The 24,173-nt window shown below is 71.9% G+C and carries 22 protein-coding genes and 1 pseudogene; 9 read left to right on the top strand and 14 right to left on the bottom strand.

Going from position 1 to position 24,173, the window contains the following annotated elements:
• On the bottom strand, positions 1–213 hold the full coding sequence (locus ACQP1P_RS46980; protein ID WP_433081742.1) for a hypothetical protein: 213 nt from the start codon (positions 211–213) through the stop codon (positions 1–3).
• A 233-nt stretch (positions 214–446) separates the two neighbouring features.
• Here ACQP1P_RS46980 and fbaA point away from each other — a divergent pair, with 233 nt between their 5' ends.
• Complete coding sequence (gene fbaA, locus ACQP1P_RS46975; RefSeq protein WP_433081740.1) at positions 447–1,472, top strand: class II fructose-bisphosphate aldolase; 1,026 nt, start codon at positions 447–449, stop codon at positions 1,470–1,472.
• Between the two features lie 138 nt (positions 1,473–1,610).
• On the opposite strand, the gene ACQP1P_RS46970 is transcribed toward fbaA, so the two are convergent.
• On the bottom strand, positions 1,611–2,762 hold the full coding sequence (locus tag ACQP1P_RS46970; RefSeq protein ID WP_433081739.1) for a hypothetical protein: 1,152 nt from the start codon (positions 2,760–2,762) through the stop codon (positions 1,611–1,613).
• Between the two features lie 81 nt (positions 2,763–2,843).
• Positions 2,844–4,070, bottom strand: coding sequence for an LOG family protein (locus ACQP1P_RS46965; protein WP_433081737.1), 1,227 nt, complete (start codon positions 4,068–4,070; stop codon positions 2,844–2,846).
• A gap of 180 nt (positions 4,071–4,250) precedes the next feature.
• On the opposite strand from ACQP1P_RS46965, the gene ACQP1P_RS46960 reads away from it, so the two are divergent.
• Entirely contained in the window at positions 4,251–4,664 is a 414-nt protein-coding gene (locus tag ACQP1P_RS46960; RefSeq protein ID WP_433081735.1) for a DUF3151 domain-containing protein, read from the top strand.
• A gap of 89 nt (positions 4,665–4,753) precedes the next feature.
• Here the strand turns inward: ACQP1P_RS46960 and ACQP1P_RS46955 are convergent.
• Together ACQP1P_RS46955 and ACQP1P_RS46950 are read right to left on the bottom strand one after the other, a co-directional pair.
• Positions 4,754–6,151: pseudogene (locus ACQP1P_RS46955) on the bottom strand (MinD/ParA family ATP-binding protein); the annotation flags it as partial.
• A gap of 572 nt (positions 6,152–6,723) precedes the next feature.
• The gene (locus tag ACQP1P_RS46950; protein WP_433081733.1) at positions 6,724–7,599 is read right to left on the bottom strand and encodes a diacylglycerol kinase family protein; all 876 of its coding nucleotides are present in this window, start codon (positions 7,597–7,599) and stop codon (positions 6,724–6,726) included.
• Between the two features lie 83 nt (positions 7,600–7,682).
• Here ACQP1P_RS46950 and ACQP1P_RS46945 point away from each other — a divergent pair, with 83 nt between their 5' ends.
• From ACQP1P_RS46945 to ACQP1P_RS46935, 3 genes are read left to right on the top strand one after another with little or no spacing between them, the layout of a single operon-like run.
• Complete coding sequence (locus ACQP1P_RS46945) at positions 7,683–8,969, top strand: adenylosuccinate synthase (protein ID WP_433081731.1); 1,287 nt, start codon at positions 7,683–7,685, stop codon at positions 8,967–8,969.
• A gap of 9 nt (positions 8,970–8,978) precedes the next feature.
• Positions 8,979–10,226 carry a phosphoribosylamine--glycine ligase gene (gene purD, locus ACQP1P_RS46940; RefSeq protein ID WP_433081729.1) on the top strand — a complete coding sequence of 416 codons (1,248 nt, stop codon included), beginning with the start codon at positions 8,979–8,981 and terminating at the stop codon, positions 10,224–10,226.
• A 55-nt stretch (positions 10,227–10,281) separates the two neighbouring features.
• Positions 10,282–10,488, top strand: a complete 207-nt coding sequence (locus ACQP1P_RS46935; RefSeq protein WP_433081728.1) for a hypothetical protein — start codon at positions 10,282–10,284, stop codon at positions 10,486–10,488.
• On the opposite strand, the gene ACQP1P_RS46930 is transcribed toward ACQP1P_RS46935, so the two are convergent.
• The 4 genes from ACQP1P_RS46930 to ACQP1P_RS46915 form a co-directional block, all read right to left on the bottom strand.
• Positions 10,470–11,750, bottom strand: a complete 1,281-nt coding sequence (locus ACQP1P_RS46930) for a hemolysin family protein (protein ID WP_433081726.1) — start codon at positions 11,748–11,750, stop codon at positions 10,470–10,472. The genes ACQP1P_RS46935 and ACQP1P_RS46930 overlap by 19 nt on opposite strands.
• 22 nt (positions 11,751–11,772) lie before the next feature.
• Positions 11,773–13,323 (bottom strand): AMP-binding protein, encoded by a 1,551-nt coding sequence (locus ACQP1P_RS46925; protein WP_433081724.1) that lies wholly within the window; start codon positions 13,321–13,323, stop codon positions 11,773–11,775.
• Between the two features lie 82 nt (positions 13,324–13,405).
• Positions 13,406–14,620 (bottom strand): acyl-CoA dehydrogenase family protein, encoded by a 1,215-nt coding sequence (locus tag ACQP1P_RS46920; RefSeq protein WP_433081722.1) that lies wholly within the window; start codon positions 14,618–14,620, stop codon positions 13,406–13,408.
• A gap of 5 nt (positions 14,621–14,625) precedes the next feature.
• Positions 14,626–15,081 (bottom strand): SCP2 sterol-binding domain-containing protein, encoded by a 456-nt coding sequence (locus ACQP1P_RS46915; protein ID WP_433081720.1) that lies wholly within the window; start codon positions 15,079–15,081, stop codon positions 14,626–14,628.
• A gap of 66 nt (positions 15,082–15,147) precedes the next feature.
• Here ACQP1P_RS46915 and ACQP1P_RS46910 point away from each other — a divergent pair, with 66 nt between their 5' ends.
• On the top strand, positions 15,148–15,768 hold the full coding sequence (locus ACQP1P_RS46910; protein WP_433081718.1) for a TetR/AcrR family transcriptional regulator: 621 nt from the start codon (positions 15,148–15,150) through the stop codon (positions 15,766–15,768).
• A 4-nt stretch (positions 15,769–15,772) separates the two neighbouring features.
• Here the strand turns inward: ACQP1P_RS46910 and ACQP1P_RS46905 are convergent, their stop codons facing one another.
• A complete protein-coding gene (locus ACQP1P_RS46905) occupies positions 15,773–16,717 on the bottom strand; it encodes a rhomboid family intramembrane serine protease (protein WP_433081716.1) in 945 nt (314 codons plus the stop codon).
• 67 nt (positions 16,718–16,784) lie between these two features.
• A complete protein-coding gene (locus ACQP1P_RS46900; protein ID WP_433081714.1) occupies positions 16,785–17,324 on the bottom strand; it encodes a peptidylprolyl isomerase in 540 nt (179 codons plus the stop codon).
• 225 nt (positions 17,325–17,549) lie between these two features.
• Here ACQP1P_RS46900 and ACQP1P_RS46895 point away from each other — a divergent pair, with 225 nt between their 5' ends.
• On the top strand, positions 17,550–18,125 hold the full coding sequence (locus ACQP1P_RS46895) for a hypothetical protein (RefSeq protein ID WP_433081712.1): 576 nt from the start codon (positions 17,550–17,552) through the stop codon (positions 18,123–18,125).
• A 64-nt stretch (positions 18,126–18,189) separates the two neighbouring features.
• Here ACQP1P_RS46895 and ACQP1P_RS46890 read toward each other — a convergent pair whose 3' ends face one another.
• The 3 genes from ACQP1P_RS46890 to ACQP1P_RS46880 form a co-directional block, all read right to left on the bottom strand.
• Positions 18,190–19,329, bottom strand: coding sequence for a magnesium and cobalt transport protein CorA (locus tag ACQP1P_RS46890; RefSeq protein ID WP_433081710.1), 1,140 nt, complete (start codon positions 19,327–19,329; stop codon positions 18,190–18,192).
• Positions 19,330–19,589: 260 nt separating this feature from the next.
• A complete protein-coding gene (locus ACQP1P_RS46885; protein WP_433081708.1) occupies positions 19,590–20,684 on the bottom strand; it encodes a PLP-dependent aminotransferase family protein in 1,095 nt (364 codons plus the stop codon).
• A gap of 118 nt (positions 20,685–20,802) precedes the next feature.
• Entirely contained in the window at positions 20,803–21,189 is a 387-nt protein-coding gene (locus ACQP1P_RS46880; protein WP_433081706.1) for a CBS domain-containing protein, read from the bottom strand.
• A 163-nt stretch (positions 21,190–21,352) separates the two neighbouring features.
• On the opposite strand from ACQP1P_RS46880, the gene ACQP1P_RS46875 reads away from it, so the two are divergent.
• Together ACQP1P_RS46875 and ACQP1P_RS46870 are read left to right on the top strand one after the other, a co-directional pair.
• Positions 21,353–22,732 (top strand): GuaB1 family IMP dehydrogenase-related protein, encoded by a 1,380-nt coding sequence (locus tag ACQP1P_RS46875; protein ID WP_433090435.1) that lies wholly within the window; start codon positions 21,353–21,355, stop codon positions 22,730–22,732.
• 120 nt (positions 22,733–22,852) lie between these two features.
• Positions 22,853–24,169, top strand: coding sequence for a hypothetical protein (locus ACQP1P_RS46870; RefSeq protein ID WP_433081704.1), 1,317 nt, complete (start codon positions 22,853–22,855; stop codon positions 24,167–24,169).
• Positions 24,170–24,173: the final 4 nt, after the last annotated feature.

Here is a 24,173-nt window from a genome sequence, read left to right as displayed (position 1 = left end):
CTAGTACTCGTCGCTGAGGTCGACCTCGCGGTCCTGCTCGATGGCGTCGTACTCGTTCGCCTCCCACGGCCGCGCGTGCGGCGTGTGCGGCCGGTCCAGCGGATTGGCCGGCTGGGCCTGTTCGGCCGCATCCTCCGGCGACGACTCCGGGTCGCGCACGTCCGGGTCGAGACGGTCCTCGATGGTCAGCAGTTCCTCGTCTGGCTGGGTCATCGCCGGGCTCCCTGTCGCTCGCTGCGGTAGCTCGCTTCCGTCCTTGGCCGTTCTCCACCGTACGACTGTCGCGCCCCCTTTGCCCGGTGCCCCCCGTATTTCCCGGTCAGGTCACCCGGCTACGAGCGATGCTCAGGACTGCGAGATACTCCGTGGCAGGACAGAGCGGTCCGCGAGGAGCTCGCGTCTATCGGCTCCAAACCGCACGATCCAAACAGTCAAGGAGCGCCGTCATGCCCATCGCCTCGTCCGATGTCTACGCCGAGATGCTCGACCGCGCCAAGGCCGGCGCGTTCGCCTACCCGGCGATCAACGTCTCCTCGTCGCAGACGCTCAACGCGGCGATCCGCGGTTTCGCCGAGGCCGAGAGCGACGGCATCATCCAGGTCTCGACCGGTGGCGCGGAGTACATCTCCGGCCCGACCGTGAAGGACATGATCACGGGCTCGGTCGCGCTGGCCGCGTTCGCGCACGAGGTCGCGAAGAAGTACTCGGTGAACATCGCGCTGCACACCGACCACTGCCCGAAGGACAAGCTCGACAAGTTCGTCCGCCCGCTGCTGGACATCTCGGCCGAGCGCGTCGCCAAGGGCGAGGAGCCGCTGTTCCAGTCGCACATGTGGGACGGTTCCGCGGTGCCGCTGGGCGAGAACCTCGACATCGCCGAGGAGCTGCTGGCCAAGACGGCCGCGGCCAAGGTCGTCCTGGAGATCGAGGTCGGCGTGGTCGGCGGCGAGGAGGACGGCGTCGTCGGCGCGATCGACGAGAAGCTGTACACCACCGTCGAGGACGGCCTGGCCATGGTCGAGAAGCTCGGCCTGGGCGAGAAGGGCCGTTACATGGCCGCCCTGACCTTCGGCAACGTGCACGGCGTCTACAAGCCGGGCAACGTCAAGCTGCGCCCCGAGATCCTCAAGACGATCCAGGACGCGGTCGCCGCGAAGTACGGCAAGGACAAGCCGCTGTCGCTGGTCTTCCACGGCGGCTCGGGTTCGCTGCTGTCGGAGATCCGCGAGGCCCTCGACTACGGCGTGGTCAAGATGAACATCGACACCGACACGCAGTACGCGTTCACCCGCCCGGTCGCCGCGCACATGTTCACCAACTACGACGGTGTGCTGAAGGTCGACGGCGAGGTCGGCAACAAGAAGGCGTACGACCCGCGCGCCTGGGGCAAGGCCGGCGAGGCCGGGCTGGCCGCCCGCGTCGTCGAGGCCTGCGAGCACCTGCGCTCGACGGGCACCACGCTGTCCAAGTAAGCGCCGCGCTCTGTAGACCCGCGCTCTGCAGACCCGCGCTCTGCAGGCCCGCGCTCTGTTCTGTAGACCCGCGCTCGGTAGACGCGACAACGGCCCGGCTGGATCACCCCAGCCGGGCCGTTCGCGTTCGGTCATCGACTACTCGTTGAGGAAGTTGAAGTAGCCGCCCGCGGTGACCGGGCCCTTGACCGGGTTGGCGTTGTCGGTCAGGTCCGCGATGGTGACCGGGCAGCTGCCGGCGTAGACGTTGGTGCCGAGCCCGTCGGGGTCGTTGGTCACGTCGGGGGTGGTGACGGTGAGCTGCGTGCCGGCCGTGTTGACGGCGGTGACCGCCGCCGGCTTGTTGCAGAAGAAGACGCCCCAGGTCGCCGAGCCGCCCTGGTAGTCGCTGAGGGTCTTGGAGACCAGCGCGCTCGTGGTGAGCACGGTGCTGGTCGCGCCCTTGGCGCGGCCCGCGGAGACGCTGAGCGAGGTGACGGTCGGCACCGCGATGATGCTCGCGCCGGTGTCGGAGACCGCGAACGTCTTGCTCACGCCGCCCTGGCTGATGGCCAGGCTCGCGTCGGTCGTCGACAGGCCGGCCGGCGACTTGAACGTCAGGTAGTTGCCGGCCGCCGGCGTGGACGCGGTGTTGGCGGGGATCAGCGTGCCCGAGGCGTCGTAGACCTTGATCTCGGTCGCGGGCTTGCCCCCGAAGGTCACGGTGAGCCCGGCCGACGTGCGCGGGTCGAAGGCGAAGGTCGAGTCGGCCTTCACGCGCACGGTCTGCCCGCCGGCGGTCACGAACCGGCGGGTCTGCGCGGTGGGGTCGAGCAGGGCGCTGTTGTCGTTGATGACCGGCTTGTCGGCCAGCGCCGCGATGGCCGGCGGCGTGATGAAGAACAGCCCGTTGGCCTTGCTCAGCGTGTTGCCGCCGGCGAACAGGATGTCGATGCCGTCGCCGCCGGTGGCCGTGGTCGCGGGGCAGCCGCCGGACGGCGTCTTGACCGCGATGGTGGTCGGGCTGGTGACGATGTAGGTCGGGATGTTCTGGCAGCTCGCGTCGGTGCCGAGGTTCACGCCGGTGATCAGCGCCTCGGACAGGGTCTGGCCGGTGACCGTGAGCAGGAGCACCTGCTTGGCGGTGCCCGCGGCCAGCTTGCCGGTCGACGGCGTGGTGATCGCGATGGTGCCGGTCAGCGTGGCGCCGTACGCCACGTGCGGCAGGCCACCGACGATCACGGCGCTTGCGGCGGCGGCGGTGAAGCCGAGGGAGACGGCGCGCTTTCGCCAGAATCGTTGCTGCGGCATGGGGTCTGGGTCCTCTCTGAAACCACTATCTGACCCAACGTAACAGCCACATCACTTTGCGTAATGGCGAAACGCGCTCACTTAGCCGGTCAGAATTTCCGCCGCCTCCGCCACGTCGTCGGTGATGTGCAGCAGGTGCCGCAGGTCGCCGACCGGCGAGGTGGCGAGCAGCGGCTCGAGCAGGCCGCGGACCGGCAGCCGCTCGGTCCAGTGCGCCACGTCGAGGAACACGAAGGGGCCGCTGGCACCGTCGCTGGCGTAGAAGGTCTTGGTCGCGGCCTGGAAGACCTCCTGGACCGTGCCCGCCATGCCCGGCGCGAAGACGATGCCGCCGCGGGACAGGCGCAGGATGGTGTCCTCGCGGATGGCGTTGGAGAAGTACTTCGCGATCTTCGCGGCGAACAGGTTCGCCGGCTCGTGGCCGTAGAGCCAGGTCGGGATGGCCAGACCGCCGCGGCGGGCCCAGGTGACGGGGTCGACGGCGGCCTGGTCGGCCGGCTCGGACGAGTCGGGCGTCGGCGGGACCGGGCGGCCGTAGCGCTCGCGGATGCGCAGGGCGACGGCGGTGTACGGCTGATGCTCATGGAAGTCGGGCGAGCCCGCGAGCTCGTCGATCGCCGCGGTCACGGTCTCGAGCGGGTGCTCGGCCAGGAACGCGCCGAGGTTGGCCGCCTCCATGACGCCGGGGCCGCCGCCGGTCACCACCAGGCGGTCGGCGCGCGCGAGGCGCCACGCGAGCTCGGCGGCGTTGCGGTACTCCACCGCGCCCCGAAGCGCCGCGTGCCCGCCCATGATGCCGATCGCCGCGGCCGGCCCCCGTGCGGCGATCCAGCCGGCGGTGACGTTGGCCAGCGCGTTGTCGACACCCGAGTCGTGCATCCGCTGGGCGACCGCCTCGCGGATCTCCGGCGTCGCCCCGCCCGTGGCGCGGAAGTGCCGGTACACCACCGTGTCGAACATCCCGTCGAAGCCGTCGGAGGCGAAGCCGGCCGCGAGGTCCTCGGGCACGTAGAGCTGGGAGGGGTGGGTCGGATACGGGATGCCGGCGAACTCGGGCACCACGACGGCCCGGCGCAGCAGCAGGTCCACGACGGTGTCGAGCGCGGCGAAGTGGCAGCCGATGAACAGCGAGTCGGCGACGTCGATGCGGGCCAGGTCGACGGCGGAGAGGTCGAGACCCTGGACGATCTTGCCGGCGATGGTGCCCTGGCGCAGGTGGAACTGCAGCTCCTCGATCGACTCGATCTCGTCCGGGGAGTGATCGTGCAGCGCGACGACGTCGGGCGGTGGCGGGGTTGGCACGCCCATATCCTGCCAAACCCCCGCAAAGAGCGATGGCCCGATCCGGGAAGGAACGGGCCATCGCGAACCGGGTCCTGGGGAGGCTCCGGACTTCCAGTTGTAGTCCGTCCTCCGGCGCCGCACACCCTCCGTGCGCGTCGCGCGGGCTCAACCGTTCAGTCAGGCCCTCTCTGGTGTAATTGCGGCATGCAGAACCTCCTGCCCGAGCCCGCGCCCACCCTCCTGCCCGCCGAGCCGCACGCCGCCGCACAGCTGGCCGAGTCCGACTCCGAGGAGACCGCCAAGGCGGTTGCCGCGCAGCACCCGGCCTACAGCGCCGCCTGGGCGCGCCTGGCCGAGCTGGCCCTCGCGGCCGGCGAGCCGGTGACGGCCTACGCGTACGCGCGCACCGGCTACCACCGCGGCCTCGACCAGCTGCGCCGCAGCGGGTGGCGCGGGGCCGGGCCGGTGCCGTGGGCGCACGAGCCGAACCAGGGCTTCCTGCGGGCGCTGCACGCGCTCGGGCAGGCGGCCGGGGCGATCGGCGAGACGGACGAGGCCGAGCGCTGCGCGACGTTCCTGCGCGACAGCGACCCGGCCGCCGTGGCCGCCCTCGGCTAGGCGGCCACGTTCGGCTGGGCGGCCACGTTCGCCCGGGCGGCACTCTCGGTGGGGCGGCCACCTTTGGTCCGGCGGCCGCCGTCAGCCGGTCAGAGCCCCTCGGACACGGCCGCGGCGACCTTGAGCCAGGCGTCGCGGCTCGCGGTCGTCAGGCCCGGGTAGCGGATCGGCTCGCCCGAGTCGATGAACTTCTCGTAGGGCACGATCAGCACGGTGCGCGTGCGGGCCGCGAAGTGCTGCGTGATCGCCGGCACGTGGACGTGCCGGCGGCTCGGCGGCATCGACACGACCGTCACCGCCTGGCGCACGAGCCGCTGCCGCCCGTGCTGCTCGAGGTGGTCGAGCATGCGCGAGGCGGTCTCGGCCGAGTCGTTGCGGGCCGACATCGTGACGACGAGCTGATCGGTCGCGTCGATCGCGGCCTGCCAGTTCTCGGCGCGCACGTTGTTGCCGGTGTCCACGACGATCAGCTTGTAGAACCGGCTGACGACGTCGCGGATTTCCCCGAACGCGGTGGCGGTGAGCATCTCGCCCGCCGTCGCCGACTCGTCGGACGCGAGCACGTCGAACATGCCCTCGCCCTGGGCCCGTACGTATTGCGAGAGGTCCCCGACGCGGCCCTGCGAGCCGTGGAAGTTCTTCAGGTCCTGCATGAGGTCGCGGACCGTGCGGTGGTGGAAGTCCTGCTGGGCACGCATGCCCAGGGTGCCCTGGGTCTCGTTGTTGTCCCAGGCCAGCACGTAGCCGCCGCGCTTCTGCCCGAACGTCATCGCGAGCAGCAGCACGGCCACGGTCTTGCCGGCGCCGCCCTTGGGGTTGACGACGGTCACCTGGCGCAGGCCGCCGAAGTTGCGGCGGACCATCTCGACTTCCTGGCGGTACTCGAGCTCGCGCCGGCCGGGGGCCACGGAGACGAGGCCCATGGTGCCCTTGGCGAGCACGCCGCGCACGCCGCGGGACGCCACCGGGTCGGCGGGCTTGGCCTGGCGGCGGCGGGCGAACTCCTCGGCGGTCGGGGTCTTGCCGTCGTGCCAGTTCTCCTGGGGCAGGGGCGGGAGCGGGGGCACGTTCGGGTTCGGGGCGTGACCGATCGGCGCTCCGTAAGGAGGCGGCGGCATCTGCCCAGGCGGGAACTGCCCAGGTGGAAGCTGCCCAGGCGGGAACTGGCCGGGCGGAAGCTGCCCAGGCGGGAACTGGCCGGGCGGAAGCTGCCCGGGTGGAATCTGCCCGGGCGGCATCTGGCCGGGAGGCATGCCCGGCGGCGGCCCCTGGTGCGGCGGCGGAGGCATTGGGGGTGCGGCCGGCGGCGGGCCGTTCATCGGCCAGGGACCTGGAGGCGGCGGCGGAGGTCCGGGCGGTCCGGGCGGCGGCCCGGGCATCGGCGGAGCGCCGTAGGAATTCGGAGGCGGACCTGGAGGAGCCGTGAAGGGGCCGGGCACCGGGGGAGCGGGCGGCGGCGGAACCTCAGCGACCGGGGGAGCCGCAGGCGCGGGGGGACCCGGGGGCGCGGGAGGCGCGGGAGGAGCCGAGACGGGCGGGGCCGGAGGGCTCGAGACCGGGCCCGGGGCGCCCGCGATGTGCGACGGAGGGCCCGAGACGGGCGGGCGCGGGGCCTGGAAGGGGCCGCCCACCGGAATGCCGCCCGACACCGGGATGCCGTTGCCGCCACTCACCGGGATGCCGCCGCCGCCCGGGAGCGGGATGCCGCCCCCGCCCGGCGTGGACACGGGCTCGCCGCCCGCGGGGGTGTGGGTCACCGGGTGGCCGTGCCGCAGCCCGCCCTCGTCGTCGTCGGCCGGCTTCGGGCCGCTCGGCGGTGGCGGCGGCCACGCCAGCGGGTCGACCGCCCCGGGCGGCTGCGACCAGGGCGAACCGCCATGGTCGGACCCGGCGGCGCCCCCGCCCGATGCCGGGCGTTCACCCCGGCGTCCGTCGATGTTCTCGTCCGGCGGCCAGACCATGTCGTTCACGCTCGAATCCCTCCCCGCAGTGCACTACCACCGTATGCGACGAGTTCGAACTGCGACACATGTGAGAGATCGAGCGGGCGGAGATGGCCCTATGGGACGTACACCGCCCAGGCGCCGCGCTCCATCCACCACGATCGCTTCCGGGTGAGGGTGCCCTCCACGCCGTCGTCGACGAACGGCAGGTCCGCGCGGGGGTGGATGGCCACCGCGCGGCCGTGGGCGCGGCGGACCTGGATCTCCATGCGGGCCCGGCGGAACAGCCGGCGCGAGGCCACCGGGACCGCGACGGCCACGTCGAGCACGCCGTCGTCCATGGCGGGCGCGGTGACCAGGGGCAGGCCGTCGACGGTGGCGTACCGCGCCGCGTTCGCGACCACCGACACGAGCACGGGCTCGGTCCCGTCGGCGAGGACGGCGTCGTCGACCTCGACGCGGGCCAGGTAGGTGCCCGCCGTCCCGCTCGCGGTGACCCCGCCGAGCAGGGCGCCGTCGAGCGTGACCGAGCCGCCGTCGTTGCGCAGCAGGTCGAGCCGGCGCACGTTGCCGCCCAGCACCGCGGCGGCCACGTCGGCCGGCGCGCGGGGCAGGCCCAGCCGCGTGGCCAGGTCGGTCGCGTCCGGGCCGAGGGGCAGCACGCCGATCGGCGGGAGGTCGGGGATGGTCCGGTCGCTCGGCAGGTCGTCGGGGCGCTTGCTGGGCGCCGGGGCGTACATCCGCACCAGCCGGCGCATGACGGCCCGCAGCTGGCCGTCGGCGGCCGTGGCGACGATCACGCGCGCCTCGGGCAGGGCCGCCAGAGCCGCGTCGATCTCCTTGTCGTCGTGGGCCACGACCGTCCGGACCTCGGCACTTGCCGTGCGCAGGGCGTCGCGGCAGGCAAGAATGGGAGTACGGGTGCCGCACGCGCCGCCTTCGCAGCCGCACTGCGAGTCTTCGCCGAGCGCTAGCAGCACGATGTCGACCACCGTTGTCAGCCTGCCTTTCCGAAGGTTGTTAGCCTGGCACCCCGGGCGAACGCGGGTCGCCCGACCTTGGAGGGCGAGCAGACATGCCAGCGATCGTGCTCATCGGCGCACAGTGGGGCGACGAGGGCAAGGGCAAGGTTACCGACATGATTGGCGGCGGCGTCGACTACGTCGTGCGCTACTCCGGCGGCAATAACGCGGGTCACACGGTCGTGACGCCGGACGGGCAGAAGTTCGCCCTGCATCTCATGCCGTCCGGCGCGCTGTGGCCCAACGCGGCCATCGTGATCGGCAACGGGGTCGTGGTCGACCCCAAGGTGCTGCTCACCGAGATCGACGGCCTGGCCGAGCGCGGGGTCGACGTGTCCCGCCTGATGATCTCGGGTGACGCACACCTCATCATGCCGCACCACCGGGCCCTGGACCGGGTGGTGGAGCGCTACCTCGGCTCGTCCCGGATCGGCACCACCGGCCGCGGCATCGGCCCGGCCTACGGCGACAAGGTCGCGCGCATGGGCATCCGCGTGCAGGACCTGCTCGACCCCGGCATCCTGCGCAAGAAGCTCGAGATCGTGCTGCGCGAGCGCAACCAGGTGCTGTTCAAGGTCTACAACCGCAAAGAGATCGACGTCGACGCGGTGGTGGAGGAGTACCTCACCTACGCCGAGCGCATGCGGCCCTACATCACCGACACCCGGCAGGTGCTCTGGAAGGGCCTGGAGCAGGGCCGCACGGTGCTGCTCGAGGGCGCCCAGGCCACCATGCTCGACATGGACCACGGCACCTACCCGTTCGTGACGTCGTCCAACCCGACCGCGGGCGGGGCGTGCGTGGGCGCGGGCATCCCGCCGACCGCCATCACCCAGGTCATCGGGGTGACGAAGGCCTACACCACGCGGGTGGGGTCCGGGCCGTTCCCGACCGAGCTGTTCGACGAGAACGGCGTGCACCTGCGCAAGATCGGCCGGGAGTACGGCACGACGACCGGCCGCGAACGGCGCACCGGCTGGTATGACGCGGTCGTCGCGAAGTACGCCACCCGGCTCAACGGCATCACCGACCTGGTCGTGACCAAGCTCGACGTGCTCTCGGGCCTCGAGAAGGTCCCGATCTGCGTGGCGTACGAGGTCGACGGCAAGCGCACCGACGACATGCCGATGACGCAGACGGAGTTCCACCACGCCACCCCGGTCTACGAGGAACTGCCGGGCTGGTGGGAGGACATCTCCCAGGCCCGCTCGTTCGAGGACCTCCCGGCCAACGCCCGCGCCTACATCGAGCGCATCGAGGAGCTCGCCGGCACGCGGGTGTCCATCGTCGGGGTGGGTCCGGGCCGGGACGAAAACGTGGTGCGGCACCCGCTGATCTAGTCTGTCCGGGTGCGCGTACTCCTCATCGGAACGGGCGGCCGCGAGCACGCGCTCGCCGCCGCCCTGGCCGCCGACCCGGCCGTGACCGCCCTCATCTGCGCCCCCGGAAGCCCGGGCATGGCCGCGCTGGGGGAGCTGGCCGCGGTCGACCCGCTGGACCCCGGCGCCGTGGCCGCGCTCGCCGTCGAGTCGGGCGCGGACCTCGTCGTCGTCGGGCCGGAGGCGCCGCTGGTGGCCGGGGTCGCCGACGCGGTGCGGGCCAAGGGCATCGCCTGCTTCGGCCCGTCGCAGGCGGCGGCCCAGCTGGAGGGGTCGAAGGCGTTCGCCAAGGACGTCATGCGCGCCGCGGGCGTGCCCACCGCGCGCTCGTTCGTCTGCACGACGCCGGACGAGCTCGCCGCGGCGCTGGAGGAGTTCGGCCCGCCCTACGTGGTCAAGGACGACGGGCTCGCCGCGGGCAAGGGCGTCGTCGTCACCGAGGACGTCGCCGTGGCGCTCGCCCACGGGGTGGCCTGCGAGCGGGTGGTCGTCGAGGAGTACCTCGCGGGGCCCGAGGTGTCGCTGTTCGTGGTGACCGACGGGGTGGCGGCCGTACCGCTGCAGCCCGCCCAGGACTTCAAGCGCATCTTCGACGGCGACGAGGGCCCCAACACCGGAGGCATGGGCGCCTACACGCCGCTGCCGTGGGCCCCGCCGGACCTCGTCGAGCAGGTCATGGCGAGCGTGGTCCAGCCGACCCTCGCCGAGATGCGCCGGCGGGACGCGCCGTTCAGCGGCACGCTGTACGTCGGGCTCGCCCTCACCGCCGACGGCCCGAAGGTCATCGAGTTCAACTGCCGCTTCGGCGACCCCGAGACCCAGGCCGTGCTGGCCCGGCTGGAGACCCCGCTCGCCGGCGTGCTGCACGCCGCCGCGGTCGGCCGCCTCGCCGAGGACCCGCCGCTGGCCTGGCGCTCGGGCGCGGCCGTGTGCGTGGTCATGGCGAGCGCGGGCTACCCCGAGTCGGCCCGCAAGGGCGACGTGATCACCGGCGCCGACGGCGTGCCCGGGGTCCTGCACTCCGGCACCGCCCGGCGTGCGGACGGCGCGCTCGTCACCGCCGGCGGCCGCGTGCTGGCCTGCACGGCGCTGGGCGAGACGCTGGCCGACGCGCGCGAGGCCGCCTACGCGATCGTGCGCGGGATCTCCTTCGACGGCGCGCAGTTCCGCACCGACATCGCCCTCGCGGCGGCGGAGGGAAGAATCGCCCTGCCGTAGGCAACCCGGGCCGTCGCGGGCTCCGTTTCCCTCGTGTACCCACACTCCTGCGAGCGTGGCTCGACGAGCGCCGCCGGCCCTGGCGCCGGGAGGCGGCGACCGCGGTGCTGCCCGACGCGTCCGGCCCGACGGCACGGAGATCCTCCTCGACGTGGCGTCCTCGGCGGCCGGCAGCAGCGCGACCGTGCCGTTCATCAGCGAGGAGCAGGCGATCAGGCTGGCCACCGCCCCGGAGATGACGCTCTACCCGACCGTGCCCTGAGCGACCCGCTCGGCCGTTACGGCGGTGATGGCCCGGCCCCGCACCTGCGAGACGGTGAACCGCCAGTCCTGGACGGTCACCGTCTCGCCAGGGCCGGTCGGCAGCTTGCCCAGGCGCGCCAGCACCAGCCCGGCCACCGTGGTGAACGGCGCGTCCGGCCCGAGCTCGAGCGGGATGCGCACGTCGTCCAGGTCGTGGATGGGGAAGGTGCCCGGCAGCAGCACGCTGCCGTCGGCGTTGCGGCGCACCGGCGAGCCGGCGTCGGGCCCGGGCAGCGCGCCGACCACCTCGGCGACGGCGTCGGTGAGGGTCACGATGCCGTCGATCGCCCCGCGCTCGTCCACGACCAGCGCGATCTCCTGCCGCTCGGCCTTGAACCGCTGCAGTGCGTCGGCGACCGGCAGCGTCTCGGGCAGCAGCAGGGCCGGGCGCATGACGTCGCGGACCGTCGCGCCGGGGGCGGCCCGCACGAGGTCGGCCCAGTGCACGACCCCGGTCGCGCTGTCGAGGTCGCCGTTCTCGATCACCGGGGCGCGGGCGTGGCCGGACGCGGCCAGCTCGGTGGCCGCCTGCGCGGCGGACGTCCCGGTCTGAAGAGCGAAGACCAGCGGCCTCGGTACCAGCACCGCCCGCAGACTGCGCGCCGCGATCTCGACCGCGCCGGAGATGATCTCGCGCTGCTGGCGCGTGAAGGCGGGCTGGCTGGCGACCAGGTCGCGCAGCTCCTCCGGGCCGATCTCGTCCTGCCGGCGGTGCGGATCGGCCCCGGCCGCGCGGACGACGAGGTCGCTGGCCGACCCGAGCACCCAGATGGCCGGGCGCAGCAGCATGGAGAGCACCCGCAGCGGCCGGGCCACGGCCAGCGCCCAGCCCTCGGCGCGCTGCATGGCGATCCGCTTCGGGGCGAGCTCGCCGATGACCAGGGTGACGAAGGTGAGCGCCAGGGTGACCAGCACGATCGCGAGCGGCCCGGACGCCCCGCCGAGGAAGCCCAGCAGCGGCTCGACCGGCTCGGCGAGGGAGACCGCGGCCGTGGCCGAGGCCAGGAACCCGGCGAGCGTGATGCCGATCTGGATGGTGGACAGGAAGCGGTTCGGGTCGCGGGCGAGGCGGGCGAGCGCGCGGCCGGCGCCGTCGCGGCGCTCGAGGCGGCGCAGCTGCCCCTCGCGCAGTGAGATGAGTGCCATCTCACTGCCGGCGAACGCGGCGTTGAGCAGGGTCAGGAGGAGGACCAGGGCCAGTTCGAACCAGACATTGTCCATTGGACGGTCGACAATAACGCCTCTAGCTGGGAAAAAGCTGACGGCGAACGATCTTGCCGGTGGCGTTGCGCGGGAGGGCGGGCACGAAGTAGACGTCCCGCGGCACCGAGAAGCGGGCCAGCCGGTGCCGCACGTATTCGCGCACGGCGTCGGCGTCGAGCTGCTCGCCGGGGTGCAGCGCGATCCACGCGGCCAGGCGCTGGCCGAACTCCGGGTCGGGCACGCCGGCCACGGCCACCTCGCGCACCTGCGGCAGCTCGGCGATCACGTCCTCGACCGCGGCCGGGTAGACGTTCTCGCCGCCGGAGATGACCATGTCGTCCTCGCGGCCGTCGACGAAGAGCAGCCCGTTCTCGTCGAGGTGGCCGAGGTCGCCGGTGGCGATGAGGTCGCCGTAGTACTCGCGGCCGGTGCCGTTGGTGTAGCCCTCGAAGAGCATGTCGTTGCCGACGAAGATCCGCCCGACGGCGCCGGTCGGCTGCGGCACGCCCGCGGCGGACAGGATGGCCACGCGCGTGCCGTGCGGCGGCCGCCCGGCGGTGCCCGGCGCGGCGCGCAGCTCCTGCGGCACCGCGATGGACGCCCAGGAGGCCTCGGTCGAGCCGTACAGGTTGTAGAGCACGTCGCCGTACACGTCCATGAACCGGGTCGCCAGCGGGCCGGTCAGGGCCGAGCCGGAGACCGCGACCACCTTCAGCGTCGCAGTGTCGGTCGCGGGGGACTCCAGGATGCGCTGGAGCATCACCGGTACGGCGAACAGCGACGTGCAGCCGTGAGCGTTCACCGAGCCCAGGGCGCTCGCGGGCGAGAAGCGGCGGTTCAGCACGATGGTGCCGCGCAGCGCCAGGCACAGCTGCAGCGCGGCCAGCCCCCAGGTGTGGAAGAGCGGGGCGGCCACGAACATCCGCTCGCCGGCGTTGAGCGGGATGCGCGACACGACAGTGGCCAGCGGGCCGAGCCCGGCCGGGTTGCGGCGCCGGGCCCCCTTGGGCGTGCCGGTCGTGCCGCTGGTGAGCACGACGATCGAGCCCGGCTCGGCCGGCGGGGCGAGCTCCTCGGCCGGTGCGCGCTGGATCAGCTCCTCGAGCCGCTCGGTCGACTGCCGGGGCAGGTTCGGCGGGATCGCGGCCAGCATGCCGAGGAACACCTCGTCGTGCAGCAGCAGCTGCAGGCCCTGGTCGTGGGCGACGGACTCGACCTGCGCGTTGCCCAGGCCGGTGTTGACGAGCACCGCCTGCGCGCCGAGGGCGACGACGGCCATCATCGCCTCGACCATCGTGGCGGAGTTCTCGCAGAGCAGCCCGACGCGGTCGCCCGGGCGCACGCCGAGCTCGACCCGCAGCCCGTTGGCGAGCCGCCGGACCCGCAGGTCGAGCTCGCCGTAGGTGACCTGACGGCGCTCGTCGATCACCGCGGCGCGGCCCGGGTCGCGGGCGGCGGCGGAGCGCATCTCGCCGTAGAGGCCGAAGCCCCATCGGCGCAGCGCGTTGAGCTGGCGGATGACGCGGCCCGGGCCGGCCGGGTTGAGCACCTTGCGCCTGGCGAGCGTGCGCAGTACGAATCCGGCGTCCATCGGCGGTGAACTCCTCGTTCATGATTGCTCGGGTTTGAGGGGTAAGTCCGAAACCTACCCCTCTGACCGAAGTTGCGCGAGGTCAGCGAATGTACGTGCCCGAGATCGCGCGGGAGATCACCAGGCGCTGGATCTCGCTGGTGCCCTCGAAGATGGTGTAGATCTTGGCGTCGCGGAACCAGCGCTCGACGGGGTGCTCGCGCAGGAACCCGGCCCCGCCGAGGATCTGCACCGCCTTCTCGGTGACCGCCACGGCCACCTCGCCCGCCTTGAGCTTGCTCATCGAGCCCTCTCCGGCCTCGAAGACGCGGTTGTTGCGCCCCATCCACGCGGCCCGCCACACCAGCAGCCGGGCGGCGTCGATCTCCATGCGCATGTCGGCCAGGGCGAACGCGATGGCCTGGTTCTCGATGATCGGCCGGCCGAACTGGACGCGGCCCTTGGCGTACTCCAGCGCGTACTCGTACGCCGCCCGCGCCACCCCGAGCGCCTGCGCGCCGACGGCCGGCCGGGACAGCTCGAACGTGCGCATCGCCGCCTGGCCCTGCGCCTTGCGGCCCTCACGCGCCCGGGCGAGCCGCTCGGTGAGCGCCTCCCGGCCGCCGAGCACCAGCTCGCCGGGGATCCGCACGTCGTCGAGGAAGACGTCGGCGGTGTGCGAGGCGCGCAGGCCGAGCTTCTTGAGCTTCTTGGCGCCGTCGATCCCGGGCGTGCCCGGCGGCACGATGAACGCGGCCTGGCCGCGCGAGCCCAGCTCGGGCTCGACGCTGGCGGTCACCACGTGCACATTGGCGATCCCGCCGTTGGTCGCGTAGGCCTTCTGGCCGCTGATGACCCACTCGTCCGCGGCCTCGTCGTAGCGGGCGCGGGTGCGCATCGACCCGACGTCGGAGCCGGCCTCGGGCTCGGTCGTGCAGAACGCGGCGACCTTCGGGTCGTCGGCGTCGCCGAAGCACTGCGGCACCCACTCCACCATCTGGTCCGGCGTGCCGCTGCCGTAGATGGCGGCCACCGCCAGGCTGGTGCCGAAGATGGCCATGCCGATCCCGGCGTCGCCCCAGAACAGCTCCTCGTTGGCGAGGCACAGCGAGAGGCCGGACGGGTCCGACCAGGCGTTGGCGAGGAACTCGAAGCCGTAGAGGCCGATCTTCGCCGCCTCCTGGATCACCGGCCAGGGGGTCTCCTCGCGGGCGTCCCACTCCGCGGCCGCCGGGCGCACGACCTCTGCGGCGAAGCCGTGCACCCAGTCGCGAAGGTCCCGCTGTTCCTCGTTCAGGTCGAGCGAGAACTCGGGCATGACCATCAGGCCTTGGGGATGTCGAACAGGTTCGCGATGTTGGCGGCGAGGCCGAGGTCGCCCTTGGCCTTGAGCTTGCCGGTCATGAACATCATCATGGGGTTGCCGACGCCGGCGACGACCTTGAGGAAGTCGACCGGGCCGACGGTGATCGAGAGCTTCGGCTCCTGGTCGGGGCTCGGCGAGAGCCTGCAGGCGCCGTCCGCGATGACCAGCTCGTAGGAGTCGGTGCCGCCGTCGGGCGCGCCGGTGATGTTCCAGTGAATGATCGCGTTGGTCGAGCCCGCGCGGTCGGCCCGGAACAGCTCGGGGAACCGGGAGAAGATCGTGTCCAGGATCGTCTTGCGCTGCGGGCTGTTCATGATGTCGGCCAGCTGCGCGTCCGGCGCGCCCTTGACCAGGGCGGCGAACTGCTTCGGGTCGACGTTGCTGAAGTCGCCCAGGGCGGCGAGGTCGGACATGGATGTCCCTCCGTCTGAATAAGCTACTCATGCGTAACCTTACGCACGAGTAGGTAAGGTGGCAAGATGCTGAAACGGCTCCCCCGCGTCGTCCGCGAGCAGCAGATGCTCGACGCGGCGGTCAAGGTCTTCTCCCGGCGCGGGTTCCACGCCGCGTCGATGGACGAGATCGCGGAGGTGGCCGGCATCTCCAAGCCGATGGTGTATGCGTATCTCGGCACCAAGGACGAGCTGTTCGTGGCCTGCCTGCAGCGCGAGGCGACCCGGCTGATGGAGGCGGTCGCGGCCGGGGTCGTGCCCACCGCCCGCCCCGACGAGCAGCTGTGGAACGGGCTGCGGGCGTTCTTCGCCTTCGTCGGCGCGCACCGCGACGGCTGGCAGGTGCTCTACCGCCAGGCCCGCAGCGAGCCGCCCTTCGCCGCCGAGCTCTCGGCGATGCGCACCCGGATCGTCGAGGTCGTCGCCGGACTGCTCGAGGGCGCGTGGGCCCAGGCCGAGGCGAACCGCACGGCGGTGGCCGACGACTTCCTCGCGATGGCCTTCGCCTACGTGGGCGCCGCCGAGTCGCTCGCGGACTGGCTCGCCGACCACGCCGACGAGGACCCGGAGCGCACCGCGACCCGCATGATGAACTTCGTCTGGGTCGGCGCCGACGCCCTGCTGCAGGGCCGGGTCTGGCGCGCCTAGACCCTCACGACATCCCCACGGCCGGCACCTGGGTGAGGCCGATGCCCACCAACGCGCCGAGCAGCAGCAGGGTGCCGACCACCGTGGCGACCTGCATGGCCGTGCGCTGCTTGGGTGGGGCGTAGGCGAACCCGGCGGCCACCACCGCCCCGACGATCAGCCCGCCGACGTGCCCCTGCCAGGAGATGTAGTCACTGAAGCTGAACGTCACCACGAGGTTGAAGATCAGCACCGGGACGACGCTGGCGATGCTGAGCCTCAGCTTGCGCAGGATCACGATGAGCGCGGAGAACATGCCGAAGATCGCGCCGGAGGCGCCGGCGGTGGGCACGTTCGGCGAGGAGAGCAGGAAGACGAGCACGCCGCCGCCGAGGCCGCACAGCAGGTACAAGGCCAGGAAGCGAATCCGTCCGAGCGCCGCCTCCAGGGGCCGGCCCAGGATCCACAGCGCCCACATGTTCATGGCCAGGTGCAGCAGCCCGAAGTGCAGGAACATGGACGTGAAGAGCTGGTAGAAGTCGCCGTCGGCCACGCTGCGGCCCGCGACCCGCACGCCGGTCTCGGTGGCGAAGTAGGGCACCTCGACGCCGAGGCGGTGCAGCGGGGTCAACTGGCTGCTGAGCAGGCCGCCGAGTCCGCCGCCGCCGAGCCCCTTGGTGGCGTTGGCGCCCGCGCTGATGACCCCGATGATGAACACCAGCACGTTGATCACGATGAGCGTGATGGTCACCGTGCCGGCCGCGCCGGCCTGGGTGCCGCCGAACGCCGTGCGCGCCTGCCGCTGGGTCCGGCTCCCCTCGCGGACGCAGTCCGGGCACTGGAAGCCGACCGATGCCTCGTTCATGCAGTCGGGGCAGATCGGCCGGTCGCACCGGGTGCACCGGACGTACGTCTCGCGATCGGTGTGCCGGTAGCAGACGGGGACCACGTTCGCCGGCGGCTGAGTCATGCTGACAAGGTTAGCCAGGACTCATCCGGTGCCCGGCGGCGCGCGGTCCCGTCCGTCGGGGCGTCGTTCAGCTGGTGCGCTCGACCGTGACGCTGTTGATCACGATGTCGTTCACCGGGCGGTCCATGCGACCGGTCTGGGTGGTCGCGATCTGGTCGACGACCTTGCGGGAGGCCTCGTCCGCGACCTCACCGAAGATGGTGTGCTTGCCGTTGAGGTGCGGGGTCGGCCCGACCGTGATGAAGAACTGCGAGCCGTTGGTGCCCTGGCCGAAGCGCACGCCGGCGTTGGCCATGGCCAGCAGGTAGGGCCGGTTGAACTGCAGCTCCGGGTGAATCTCGTCGTTGAAGTTGTAGCCCGGGCCGCCGGTGCCGGTGCCCGTCGGGTCGCCACCCTGGATCATGAAGCCGCTGATCACGCGGTGGAAGATGACGCCGTCGTAGTACGGGCCCTTGCCGGCCTCTCCCGTGCGGGGGTCCGTGTAGTCCTTGGTGCCCTCGGCGAGCTCCACGAAGTTGCGCACGGTCTTCGGGGCGCGGGTGGGGAACAGCTCAAGCCGGATATCGCCGACATTCGTGTGCAGCGTCGCGAACAGTTGCTCGGCCACCAGTTCTCCCTTTCCTTGGTGACATTCCGTCATCACGGTATCCGACGGGGATTCTGCCGGTTCGGGGTGTACGGGGCCCCGGTTCGATGCAGGATCAACACCAGCGGTCCTGGTCGTGAGGTTCCCCCTGGTCGGATCGGGGTAACCGGGGAAGGACGAGATTTCGCGCCTCGGGAGGTGGAGCAAGTGTTTCGACGTCGTCAGGTGCAGTCGCACACCCGGCTCATGCGGGACGAGCTCGGGGAGAGCCTGGATCACCTGCGGATGGCCGCGGCGCATGCCGCCGATGGCGCTTCGGGCGCCTTGGCGCCACGCGTCGACGCCGCCCGCAAGGCGGTGAAGCCGCGACTGGACAGCGGTGTCAACCGGGCCGTGGGCGGCATGGAGTCGGTCATGGAGATCGCGCGGGAGCGCGGGAAGCAGGCCGGGCGCAAGGCCGAGAAGATGAGTCGCAAGAGCCGGAAGAAGATCACGCGCAACGAGCGCAAGTCGTCGCGGCGGATGCCGATGACGATCGGCGGCCTGGTCGTGGCCGGGGCGGCGGTCGGTGCCGCGGCCGCGTTCTTGCGCCGTCGGCACAACGAGCGGACCTGGGACGAGTACGGCGCGACCCGCACGACCAGCGACACGGGGTCGATGCTCGGCGCCGCCAAGTCCACGATGGACGCCGGTATCGACAAGGCCAAGACGATGGGCGAGCAGGCGAAGGATCGCGCCTCCGACCTGATCGGCCACAAGAGCCCGAATGACGGGCCGACGAGCGGCGGAGAGTACGCCGCCTCGAAGAACAGCCGCTCCTAGCACGGCCTGATCGCACATGGACTGGCCCGTCCCCGGCCACGGGGGACGGGCCACCTGTGTATGCCTAGAGCCAGCCGCTGCGGCGGAAGCCCCAGAACAGGGCGCCGCTGCTGCCCACCATCAGGGCCATCACGCCCGGGTAGCCGAAGACCCAGTGCGTCTCGGGCATGAAGTCGAAGTTCATGCCGTAGATGCCGGCGATCGACGTGATCACCGCGGCGATGGCGGCCCACGCCGCGATCTTGCGCATGTCGTTGTTCTGGTCGACGCTCACCTGGGCCAGGCGGGCCGCCAGCACCGAGTTGATGACGTCGTCCAGGTACAGCACCTGCTCGACCGCCCGCGCCAGGTTGTCGGCCACGTCGCGGAAGTAGCGGCGGATCTCGTCCGGCACCTCGGCCACCTGGCTCGCGACCAGGGTGTTCATCGGGCGCTGGAGGGGCAGCACGGCCCGCTTGAACTCCATCAGCTCGCGCTTGAGCTGGTAGATGCGCTGGATGCGGTCGGCGCTGCGGCGACCCCGGTTGCCCTGGGGGCTGAAGACCTGGTCCTCGACCGCGGCGACGTCCTCCTCGATGTTCTGCGCGACGTCGACGAGCGTGTCGACCACGCTGTCGGCGATCGCGTAGGCGACCGCCCACGGGCCGCGGGCCAGCACCTCCTGCCGCCGCTCCAGCCCCGAGCGGACCGGCGCGAGCCGGCTGGCGTCACCGTGGCGCACGGTGATGACGAAGTGCTCGCCGATGAACATCAGCACGTCGCCGGTCTCGACCACCTCGCTGGTGTCGGTCAGCTCGTCGTGCTCGACGTATCGGGCCGTGCGCATGGTCAGGAAGGTCATTTCGCCGTACCGCTCGACCTTCGGGCGCTGCCGCGACTGCACGGCGTCCTCGACCGCGAGCTCGTGCAGCTGGAACGTCTCCGCGATCGCCGCCATCTCGGCGGCCTGCGGCTCCTTGAGCCCGATCCACACGAAGCCCCGGTGGCGGCGGGCCGCGAACAGGGCCTCGGCGTAGGTGCGCTCGCCGGGCTGGCGGACGCCGTCGACGTAGAGCGCGCAGTCCACGATCGCGCTGTGGCCGGGCGCTGTCGCGGGCTTGACGGCGGGCGGGGCGGAGCTGTTGAGCATCCGTGACATCGCCCGCACCGGCCGAGACAGCGCGCGCTGCAGCGGACCGGAGTTGGGGTGCTGTTCGTCGGCCATCTCGACCTCCCGGGTGGGACGAGGGGCCGGCCCGCGCGATGTTGGCACCGGGCGGACCGACCGCAGGTGGGGGGTGGGGGCGCGGTCGGCCCACCCGGTGCCGTTGGGGGGCGGGGGGTGATGCCTGCGGCGCGCGCTCGCTTTGGAAAGCGCGCCGGGCTGGATTTTGATCCATCCGGTACCGCCGGCGGAACCACCCCCACCATCACGGTTTGGTGTCAGGTTCCTTGGAACGGGTATTGCTGCGTGGTTGTGCGTCCTCAGGCCGACTTGCGGACGGCTTCGATCGCCGCCGCCAGGCGCTGGACACCCTCGTCGACCTCGTCGTTGAGCACCGCCGAGAAGGCCAGCCGCACGGAGTGCCGACCGCCGTCGAGCAGGAAGTCGGAGCCCTTGACCACGGCCACGCCGAAGTCCTTGGCCGCCACCTTCTCGAGCTCGGTGGTGTCGATGTCCTCGGGCAGCTCCACCCAGAGGAAGTAGCCGCCGTCGGGCTCCACGAAGGTGGCGTCCGGGATGTGCTTGCGCAGGCTCTCGCCCAGCAGGCGGGCCCGCTCGCCCAGCGTCGCGCTGACCTTCTCGATCGAGCGCGTGACGTCGCCGCCGGCGCAGAACTGGTGCACGATGGCCTCCGCCACCATGCTTGGCGAGATGTAGATCGTCGTGGCCCGCTTCGCGATGCCGGCGATCGTCGCCTTCGGCCCGACCAGGTAGCCGACGCGCAGGCCCGGGGCGATGGTCTTGGTGAACGAGCTCGCGTGCACCACGACGCCCGCGGTGTCCTGCGAGAGCATCGACGGCAGCTTCTCGCCCCGCCAGCGGATCTCCGCGTACGGGTCGTCCTCGAAGATCGTGAAGCCGTACTCCTGGGCCAGCGCCAGCAGCGCCGCGCGCTTCTGCGCCGACAGGGTGACACCCGCCGGGTTCTGGAAGTTGGGGATGATGTGCGCCAGGACCGGGCGGACCCCGCTCTCCAGCAGCGCACGCAGCTCCGCGACGTCGATGCCGTCCGCCTCCAGCGTCACCGGGTGGACCTCGGCCCCCAGGTTGCGCAGGTTCAGCAGGGTGCGGTCGTACGTCGGCTTCTCCACGACCACGGCGTCGCCCGGCTTCACCAGGTGCTCGAAGAGCAGGGCGTCGGCCTGCATCGAGCCGTTGGTGACGATGACCTGGTCGGCCTCCACGCCGTGCTGCTCGGCGATCCACGTGCGCAGCGGAAGGTAGCCGACGGACGTGCCGTAGGCCGTGACGCCGGCCGGGTCGGTCTCGAAGGCGCGGACCGCGGCGGCCTTGAGCCCGTCGACGTTGATGATGTCAAGACTGGGCGCGCCACGGGCGAAAGAAATCAGCTGCATGCCTGGCAGCCTACGCACGCCGTCGCTGGCCGTTCAGCCGAGTTCCCGCCCTCCACCTGGGGTGTGAGCGGGCCGTTTCCGAGGTTCTTGCGGCCGCGGAGCCCCGGCGCGCCAAGATTCACGCCGGGATCGTCGTCTGGACCCAGACTCGCACGATGTCGCGCACGGAGATGACTCCCAACACATCGTCGCCGTCGAGCACGACCAGGTGACGGAAGCCGCCGCGGACCATCGCGGCCGCGGCCTCCTCGAGCGTCCACGACGGGCTGGCGTAGACGACCTCCCAGGTGATGTGGTCGGCCGCGCGTTCGCCGTCGGGATCGAGGTCGGTGCCGATCGCGTTGAGGATGTCCCGCTCGGTGATGATGCCGATGCCGGCGCCGTCGGGGTCGACGACGATCGCCGAGCCGACCTTCCGCCGCGCCATGAGCGCCGCGGCCTGCCGCAGGGTGTGGTCCGGGCCGAGCTGCACGACGGCCGTGGACATCGCTTCGTGTACCTGCATGGTGATCACTCCTCGCAACGGCACGGTTACGCCAAATGGTCCCGTGCCGGGCGCGAAGTCTCAAGACCCGCTCACTCGCCGGTGCGGGGAGATACAGTTGCGCAACGTGCGGTTTCTCAACGACCAGACGCCCGGGCACGAGCTGACCTACGACGACGTCTTCATGGTGCCGAGTCGCTCGGCCGTGGAGTCGCGGATGCAGGTGGATCTCACCACGGGTGACGGCAGCGGGACCACGATCCCGATCATCGTGTCGAACATGACCGCCGTCGCCGGGCGCCGCATGGCCGAGACCGTGGCCCGCCGCGGTGGCCTCGCGATCATCCCGCAGGACATCCCGATCGACGTCGTGGGCGAGGCGGTGTCGTGGGTCAAGCAGCGCCATCTCGTGCACGACACCCCGATCACCCTCGGCCCGACCGAGACCGTCTCGCTCGCCCTCGACCTGCTGCCGAAGCGGGCCCACGGCGCGGTGATCGTCGTCGAGGACGGCCGCCCGGTCGGCGTGGTCACCGAGGCCGACTGCGTCGACGTGGACCGCTTCAGCCAGCTGGCCGGCGTCATGTCCCGCAACCTGCTCACCCTGCCCGACGACGTGACCCCCGAGGAGGCGTTCAACCGCCTTGCGGCCGGGCACCACCGCCTCGCCCCGGTCATCGACTCGGCCGGTCGGCTGGTCGGCATCCTCACCCGCAACGCCGCCCTGCGCGCCACGCTCTACTCCCCCGCCGTCGACGCCGAGGGCCGGCTGCGCATCGGCGCCGCCATCGGCATCACCGGCGACGCCCCCGGCCGCGCGGACAAGCTGCTCGCCGCCGGGGTGGACGTGCTCGTCGTCGACACCGCCCACGGCCACCAGGAGCGGATGATCAGCACCCTGCGCGCGGTGCGGGCGCTCGACCCGTCGGTGCCGATCGTCGCCGGCAACGTGGTCACCCGCGAGGGCACGGCCGACCTGCTCGCCGCGGGCGCCGACATCGTCAAGGTCGGCGTCGGCCCCGGCGCCATGTGCACCACCCGGATGATGACCGGCGTCGGCCGGCCCCAGTTCTCCGCGGTGCTCGAGTGCTCGGAGGAGGCGCGGCGCCACGGCGGGCACGTGTGGGCCGACGGCGGCGTGCGCCACCCGCGGGACGTGGCCCTGGCCCTCGCCGCGGGCGCGTCCAACGTGATGATCGGGTCGTGGCTGGCCGGCACCCACGAGTCGCCCGGCGACCCGCGGCGCGACCCCGACGGCCGGCTCTACAAGGAGAACTTCGGCATGGCCTCGGCCCGGGCCGTGAGCCGCCGCACCGCCGACGACAGCCTCTACGAGCGGGCCCGCAAGGCGCTGTTCGAGGAGGGGATCTCGTCCTCGCGGATGTACCTCGACCCGCGCCGCCCGGGCGTGGAGGACATCCTCGACGAGATCGTGGCCGGCGTGCGCAGCGCGTGCACCTATGCGGGCGCCGCGGACCTGGCCGAGTTCGCCGCGCGCGCCACGGTGGGTGTGCAGAGCGCGGCCGGCTACGCCGAGGGCAAACCCCTCGATGTTAGCTGGTAGAGCCTCCAAATTACCTCAAAGACCGGATGGTCCGGTGTCCCGTAGGTCACGTAAGGTGCACGTCGTGAACCTCGCTCGCGACCCCCTCGGCTTGTGACGCCGCGGCCGTTGCTGCGCCGCTTGGAGGGTCTTCGCGGCGCGTCACGCTTCGTCGGGGCGGGACTGCTCGACCAGGTCGTCATCGCCGCGGCCAACTCGGCGAACACGCTCCTGGGCGGCATCCTGCTGCCGAAGGAGCAGTTCGGCGCCCTGGCCCTGGCGCTCGCCGTCGGATACTTCGCGATGTACCTCAACCGAGCCGTCGTCGGCGATGTCCTGCTCGCGCTCGCGTCGCGCTACGACGGGGACCCGCGCATCCGGCTGGCCCGCAACGGCCTGGCCACCGCGCTGTGCTCCGGCCTCGTCACCACCGTCGTCTTCGTGGTGCTGTGGGCGGCGTGGCCGAACCGCGGCGAGATCGACCTGCACGACCTCATCTGGCTCGCCCCGTTCATGATCCCGATCATGCTGCACGACACCGCCCGCTGCGACTACCTGGCCGACCGGCGGCCCGACAAGGCGCTCGGCATCGACCTCGTGTGGGCGGGCACCCAGGCGGTCATGGTCGCGATCATGATCGTCACGCACAGCTCCAGCGCCGGCGGCCTGCTCGCGGTCTGGGGCCTCGGCGCGACCGCGGGCATCACGGTCTACCTGCTGCGCGAGAAGCGACTGCCGTGGCAGGGCAACCCGCTCGCCTGGCTGGCCGAGACCCGCCACCTCTCGAGCTGGTTCACGATCACCGCGGTCGTCGCCCAGGTGCAGGTGCTGGCGATCAGTTTCGTGGTCGCCGGGCGCCTGTCCAAGGTCGACCTGGGCAACCTGCGCTTCGTGCAGACGGTGCAGCTGCAGCCGGTACAAAACCTGATCACGGCCATCCAGAGCCTGCTGGTGCCGAGGGCCTCGCGCAACGCCGCCGACGCGGCCAAGCCCGGACCGGAGGGGGTCGAGGCCGCGGCGGCCCTGCGCCGCCAGACCCGCACGCTGGCGACCGCGTTCGCGGTGCTGGGCGCGCTCATGGTGCTGATCATCTGGCCGATCGTGTCCTTCGTCCTCGTGCACACGCACAAGTTCTCCGAGGCCGCCCCGCTGGCCCTGCCCATCGCGCTGCAGGGCGCGGTCTACCTGCTGCAGGTGCCGTTCACGGCGGCCATGCGCGGGATGCACCGGGCGCGGATGCTGTTCCTGCAGTACGTCGTCTTCGCCGTCGTCTCCCTGAGCGGCCTGACGCTCGGCGCGGACTACGGCGGGCTGCACGGCGCCGCGTGGGGGCTGCTGACCGGCTCGACCGCGGGGCTGATCTGCATGGTGATCCTCTACATGTACGCCCTGCGCTGGATCGGCCCGCCCGCCGGAACCCCGGCCCCGGCCCGCCCGGCCGCCCCGCAGAACGTCTGACCCG

Source organism: Dactylosporangium sp. CA-052675, assembly GCF_050947935.1.
In the GTDB taxonomy this organism is placed as follows: domain Bacteria; phylum Actinomycetota; class Actinomycetes; order Mycobacteriales; family Micromonosporaceae; genus Dactylosporangium.
This window is presented reverse-complemented; position numbering and strand designations above follow the sequence as displayed.